Consider the following 6600-nt stretch of genomic DNA (forward strand, 5'->3'; position numbering starts at 1 on the left):
GGCCAAGCAACTGTTCGTCAAGCAGGGTTTCGAGGGCACCAGCATGGACGCGATCGCCAACAAGGCCGGCGTGTCCAAGCTCACCGTCTACAGCCACTATCGCGACAAGGAAACGCTGTTCGCCGAGGCCGTGCGCAGCAAGTGCGACACGCTGATGCCCGAGGAGTTGTTCGAGGCCGATCTCAAGGGCCCGCTGCGCAAGCAGTTGCTCGCGATCGCGCGCGCGTTCTTCGCGTTGATCACGAGCGAGGATGCGATCGCGATTCATCGCACCATCGTCGCCAATGCGGCGAGTTCGCCGAAACTGGCCGACCGGTTCTGGCAGGCCGGGCCACTGCGCGTGCAGGCAGGACTTGAAGCGTTCCTGCGCACCGAGGTCGAAGCAGGCAAGCTCGACATCGCCGACCTGCATCGCGCCGCCTCGCAGTTCTTCTGCCTGCTCAAGGGCGAGCTGCATGCGCGCAAGGAGTTCGGTTGCGGCGAGCCGCCGACCGCGCGCGAGGTCAACGAGCACCTCAACGCAACAGTGGATTTCTTCCTGCGCGCCTACGCGCCGCGCTGATGAGCCCGCGGGGAGCGGGGTAGTCTTTCCCGCTCCTCACTGCTGACGAGCGCGCCGTCGGCGCCTCACTTGGTCTTTACCGAAGCCCCGTCAAGCTGCCCGATCCTGGCCATCGACGGGCCGCGCTCGGCGCGCAATTTCGCCGCCAGCGTTTCGGCCTGCGCCATCACGCGCAGCACGTTGTTGCCCGCAAGCTTGGCGAGATCGGCGTCGCTCCAGCCGCGGCGCGCGAATTCGGCGAGCAGCGCGGGATACTTGTCGACGCCTTCGAGGCCTTGCGGTGCCTCGGGGATGCCGTCGAAATCCGAACCGATGCCGACGTGATCTACGCCGGCGATCTTGGCGATGTGTTCGATATGGTCGGCGACTTCGGCGAGCGTGACTTTCGGCGCCGGGTGCGCCTTCTCCCACTCGGCCAGCGCGGCCTTGGCACGCTCGGGATTGCCGATGTACAGGCCGCCGAACGGTGGGCTGCTGTAGCGCGCCTGCTCGGCGGAACGATCGGCATCCCAGCGGCGGTACGCGTCGGAAACGTAATCCAGCGCGAAATTGGCCATGACCACGCCGCCATTCCTGGCGACTCGGCGCAGCATCTCGTCGGAAACGTCGCGCGGGTGGTCGTCGAGCGCGCGCGCCGACGAGTGCGAGAAAATCACCGGTGCCTGCGACACGTCGAGCGTGGCGTTCATCGTGTCGTCGGACACGTGCGAAAGATCGATGAGCATGCCGAGCCGGTTCATCTCGCGCACGACTTCCTTGCCGAATGGCGTGAGGCCATGATGCGCGGGCGCGTCGGTCGCCGAGTCGCTCCAGTCCGTGTTCGACGAATGCGCCAGGGTCATGTAGCGCGCGCCGGCGTCGTAGTACTCGCGCAGCACGGCGAGTGAATTGTTGATCTGGTGGCCGCCCTCGATGCCGATCAGCGAGGCGATCCGGCCTTCCTTGTGGATGCGGCGGATGTCGGCCGCGGTGTAGGCCATCGCGAAATCGCGCGGCCAGCGCGCCGCCATTGCCTTGACGATATCCATCTGCTCGAGCGTGACCTGCACGACCTCGGGCCCCTTGAGCGACACCGGAATCCACACCGACCAGAACTGGCCGCCGACATGGCCAGCGCGCAGGCGCGGGATGTCGGTCATCAATTTCGCTTCGCCCTCGGGCGCGGGAAGTTTCGAGGTGTCCGCGGCGAGATCGATCTTCGCCGGATCACCCGCGAAGCGCGTGCGGATTTCCCACGGCAGGTCGTTGTGGCCGTCGATCAGCGGCGTCTGCGCAAGCACGCGCGCAACGCGGGCGTTGACATCGTCGCCGGCCGCGAAGGCCGGTGCCGTGGCCAGCGTCGCGGCGATCGCGGCGAACAAAAGCGGAAACTTCAAGCGCATGGGAGTGCAGATCATTTCTTGGTCTCGACCGGGGTGAATGACAAATCCTGATAGTCATAACTGAAATCGGCGAGCGGCGAAACCGGTTTCATCGTCACGCGTTCGACTTTGCCGTCGGCGTTGATCGCGAACGTGACATAGGCCGGCTCGATCGTCTTGTCGTCGAAGCGCGTGACGAAACTGTCGTATTGCCAATGGTCGAGCGCGCCCCTCATGCGCGGCGTCGACTTGAAGTCGATCGTCAGCTTGCCTTTCGCAAGGCCGACGTCGATGTTGCCGTACCACGGGTCGTTGTAGGTGCCGACGTAGTGCGCGAGCGCCAGCGATGGGCCGACCTTTACCGGTGTCGCCGCCTTGGCGTTGTAGGCCTTGAGCCCCTCGGCAACGCGCTGCTTCTTGAAATCGCGGAACTTCGCCGGCCAGTCGTTGCCCGGTGCGCCGAGATAATGATCGAGCAGTTCGAACATCAGGCCGTTGATGATTTCGCCGTCTTCGCTGTTGATCGTGATCGAGAAGCCGACCTTCTTATCCGGCAGGAGCACGACCGCGGTGAGTTCGCCGAACACCGCACCGCCGTGCCAGATGATCTTCGCGCCGCGATAGTCGCGCACGTCCCAGCCGAGTGCGTAGGTGTCGAACAACGGCTGCGTGGCCTTGAGCGAATCGGGGCGCGGCGCGACCGGTTGCAGCACCATCGGCTTCCACATTTCCTTCTGCGCGGCTTCGCTGAACAGATGCGCGTCGCTGTCGACGAGCTTGCCGCCGGCGAGCTGGATGCGCAGCCAGCGCGACAGGTCGTTCGCGCTGATCGACAGGCCGCCGGCCGGCGCGGCATTGCGGCCGAGTTCGTCGCGCTCGTCGAGCACCTGCTGGTCGCCGGCGCCGCGCAGGCCGCCGTTCATGCGCGCATGCGGCCAGGCGCGATTGGGATCGGCGAAATGCGATTCCGGATCGGCCACCGCGTGCAGCATGCCGGCCGGTTTGAACAGATGCTCGACCGTGAAATGTTCCCAGGTCTCGCCGGTGACCGCTTCGATCAATTGCCCGGCAACCATGTAGAGCACGTTGTCGTAGGCGAAGCCGCTGCGGAAGCTCGTCGCCGGCTTGATGTAGCGCAGGCGCTTGACCGATTCGGCGCGTGACAGGTTCGTGCGCGGCACGAACATCAGGTCGCCCGCGCCGAGGCCGAGGCCGCTGCGATGCACGAGCAGGTCGCGGATCGTCATCTCGCGCGTCACCCAGGCGTCATACATCTGGAAGCCGGGCAGGCGATCGATGACCTTGTCGTCCCAGCCGATCTTGCCCTGGTCGACGAGGATGGCGAGATCGGCGACGGTCATCGCCTTGCCGGTCGAGCCGGTGTCGAACAGCGTGTCGGCATCGACCTTCTCGGGCGAACCGAGCTTGCGCACACCAAAGCCCTGCGCGAACACGACCTTGTCGCCTTCGACGATGGCGATCGACATGCCGGGTACGCCGATCTCCTTGCGCAGCGATTCGACGCGCTGCTCGAAACCGTCGGGCGGCGCGGCGGCGGCGAACACGGGCAGGGTGAGCAGCAACGCGAGCGGCAGCGAGCGCTTCATGGGATCTCCTCGATAGTGGCGGAACGGCGACGCAGGCGCGCGACGCCCAACGTGAGCAGCGGCAGGACGTAGACGAGCAGGAAAAGCATTGCGAGCAGGCGATAACCCTTCGCGATCAGCGTGACGAGGCCGATGCGATCCGCAAGCAGCATACAGATGGTGAGCAGGATTAGTGCGATCAGCAGGCGCGCCCGCGCCGACAGCGCCGTACCGCGCGCAGCCAGCCAGGTCTTCGCGATGCGCTCATTGATTGCATGCACGGCGCCGGTGCCGCTTTCGAGCAACGCGGCGAAGATCATGAGCTGGAACAGCAGATGGAACAGCGGCAGGTTCATTTGCCGCAGGAGGAAATCCGACGGCAGCGTTTCCGCGCCGATCGCGGGATAGAACGCGATCATGCAGGTGAAGAACAGGATCGCCGGCAGGATCGCGAGTGGACCGGCGATCGCGCCGGCGACGATGGCGTCGCGGGCGCTGCGCAGATGGCGCAGCACGGGCAGGATGACGACCGCGCCGACGATGTTGTAGCTCGCGTAGGTGATTCCGCCGAGCGCCCAGTTCGCCGTCGCCGGCATGTCGCTCGCAAAGCCGGCGGCGATGCGCTCACCGAAGCGTGTGAACGCGAAGACCACGAATAGGAAGTACACACCGTAGAGCAGGAACGAGACGTATTTGAACAGACGCTCGACCGAAGCATTGCCGAACATCGCGAAACCCGCGATCGCGACGAGCAGGGCCAGCGTGCCGATCAGATGCGGCAGCCCGGTCAAAGCCGCACCGATCTCGCCCGCGGCGGCGCCAAACACGGCGAGGATCAGCACGACGAAAACGAGATAGGCCGCCTCGAACACGACCCAGCCGCGGCCGAGCAGCGCGTAGAAGAAACTCAAGTAGTCGCGTGCACCGTGTGCGCGCGCGAACAGGAACGTTGCGATGCAGACCAGGCTCCATATCAGCATCGCGAGCAGCATCGCGGCGAGTCCGCCCCAGGGACCGGCCGGCAGGAAAAATTCCGCCAGCTCGCGTCCGGTCGCATAGCCGCCGCCGATGATGACGGCCTTGAACGCGAAGCCGGGCAGCAGGTAGCGCTGGAACCACGAACTGCTGGCGCCGGCAATGTGCATCAGGCAACTGCTTCCGCGTGATGCACGTCGACCGCAGCGATCTCGGTGGCGCGCGCGGTTTCGATGCGGTGCGCGTTCGCATCGAGCGCAAGGAACAGCAATGCGGCGACACCGGCGATGAGCGCGAGCAGCACGAAGTACGCCGCGTGGCTGGCGTGGCTCCACAATGTGCCGACGAAACCGGCCGCGAGGCTGCCGCTGAAGATGCACAGATACCAGGCGCCGACCGTCGTCGCGCCGAGCGACGGCGGCGCAAGACGCGCGAACAGCCCGAGCCCAGTCGGCAGCACGTACAGCTCGCCGAGCGTGAACACGACCGAATACGCGACCAGCCACAGCCAGTGCGCGCGGCCGTCGCCAGCAAGCCGTGCCGCGAGCGCGAGCAGCAGATATGAAATCGCGACGAGCAGCGCGCCACTCGCCATCTTGCGCATTGATGAGGAGACCTTGCCGCGTTGCGCGCGACGTTGCCAGAAGGCGAGCAGCAGCGGCGTCATCAGGAACACGAACAGCGGATCGAGCGACTGGAACCAGGTCATCGGAATCGTCATCGAACCGAACGCGCGGTCGACGCCGGCGTCCGACCACAGCGGCACCGTGTTGCCGATCTGCTCGTAGGCGCCGCGGAACACCGTCACCGCGAGCCCGACGCCGAGCAGCAGCAGGAAGGTCTGCTTGCCGTTGCGCAGTGGCGGCGCGTTACCGCTTTCACGTGGAGTAGGCTGCGGTTCCGGCAGATACTTGCCGCCGAGCAGGTAGACGATCAATCCGAGCAGCATGCCGATGCCGGCCGCGCCGAAACCGACATGCCAGCCGTAGAATTCGCCAAGCGTGCCGCAGACGAGCGGAGCGAGAAAGCCGCCGAGGTTGATGCCGACGTAGTAGACGTTGTAGGCCCAGCTGCGGCGTGGATCGTCGGGCCGGTAGAGATCGTTGATCTGGCTCGGCAGGCTCGGCATGAACAGGCCGTTGCCGAGCGCGATCGTCGCCAACGCCGGATAGAACAGCGGCACGAACGCCATCATGAAATGCCCCACGGCCATCGTCGCGCCGCCGATGATGACCGAGCGGCGCTTGCCGAGCCAGCGGTCGCAGAGGATGCCGCCGAGGATCGGCGTGAAGAACGCCATCGATGTGTAGGCGCCGTAGATCAGCGAGGATTTTTCCTGGGCGAAGGCGAGCTGCTTGGTCATGTAGTAGACCAGCAGAGCGCGCATGCCGTAGTAGGAGAAGATCTCCCACATTTCGGTCAGGAACAGGATCGTCAATCCACGCGGTTGGCCGAACCAGTTCGGTTCGTTCATTGCCGCGCCGCGGTTTCTCGCTTCGCTCACGCTGCCGCCGCTTTGCGCGAACCCCAGACCTCGTCGCCGCACCAGACGAGGCCGTCGTCGTAGCGGATCGCGGGTTTACGATCTTGAGCGAGGAAGATCGGTCCGTCGAGATCGACGATGTCGCAGAGCTGGCCGACGACGAACGCCGGCGCCATCGCCAGGCTCGTGCCGACCATGTTGCCGACCATGATGCCGAGCCCGAGCCGGCGCGCCTCGCGCGCGATCGCCAGCGCCTCGGTGAGGCCGCCGCACTTGTCGAGCTTGATGTTGACGACGTTGAAGCGGCCGACGAGTCCGGGCACGTCGGCGAGGCTGAGCGCGCTCTCGTCGGCGGCGATCGGGATCGGCGAGGCGAAGCCGTCGAGATCGGCTTCGCGGCCGCGCTCGATCGGTTGTTCGAGCAGCGAGACCTTGGTCGCGACGAGCGCATCGACGAGCGCACGCAACTCGCTCGCGTCGTAGCCCTGATTCGCATCGACGCCGAGCCAGACCTCGGGCCGCGCCGCGCGCACGGCGTTGACGCGCGCGATGTCGAGGTCGAGTTCGCCAGTCAACTTCACTTTCACCGCGCGCGCCTGCGCGTACTTGCGCGCGCCAGCAGCCATCTTTTCG

The 6600-nt window shown here is 65.7% G+C and carries 6 protein-coding genes; 1 reads left to right on the top strand and 5 read right to left on the bottom strand.

From position 1 onward, the window contains the following. Nucleotides 1-562 (top strand): TetR/AcrR family transcriptional regulator (locus VF497_RS06890; protein ID WP_330887022.1); only part of this gene is annotated, 562 nt, incomplete at its 5' end. 65 nt (nucleotides 563-627) lie between these two features. On the opposite strand, the gene VF497_RS06895 is transcribed toward VF497_RS06890, so the two are convergent. From VF497_RS06895 to VF497_RS06915, 5 genes are all read right to left on the bottom strand, one after another. After that, the gene (locus VF497_RS06895; RefSeq protein WP_330887033.1) at nucleotides 628-1944 is read right to left on the bottom strand and encodes a dipeptidase; all 1317 of its coding nucleotides are present in this window, start codon (nucleotides 1942-1944) and stop codon (nucleotides 628-630) included. 11 nt (nucleotides 1945-1955) lie between these two features. Beyond that, complete coding sequence (locus tag VF497_RS06900) at nucleotides 1956-3530, bottom strand: serine hydrolase (RefSeq protein ID WP_330887024.1); 1575 nt, start codon at nucleotides 3528-3530, stop codon at nucleotides 1956-1958. Next, nucleotides 3527-4654: a hypothetical protein gene (locus VF497_RS06905; RefSeq protein ID WP_330887026.1), complete on the bottom strand. Its 1128-nt coding sequence runs from the start codon at nucleotides 4652-4654 to the stop codon at nucleotides 3527-3529. Before VF497_RS06905 ends, VF497_RS06900 begins: the two co-directional genes overlap by 4 nt. Then, nucleotides 4654-5988, bottom strand: a complete 1335-nt coding sequence (locus VF497_RS06910) for a peptide MFS transporter (protein WP_330887029.1) — start codon at nucleotides 5986-5988, stop codon at nucleotides 4654-4656. Before VF497_RS06910 ends, VF497_RS06905 begins: the two co-directional genes overlap by 1 nt. After that, the coding region (locus VF497_RS06915) for an enolase C-terminal domain-like protein (RefSeq protein WP_330887031.1) at nucleotides 5985-6600 on the bottom strand (616 nt) is incomplete at its 5' end. The genes VF497_RS06915 and VF497_RS06910, both read right to left, overlap by 4 nt.

The sequence above is a fragment of the Rudaea sp. genome (genome assembly GCF_036383415.1).
In the GTDB taxonomy this organism is placed as follows: Bacteria; Pseudomonadota; Gammaproteobacteria; order Xanthomonadales; family Rhodanobacteraceae; genus Rudaea.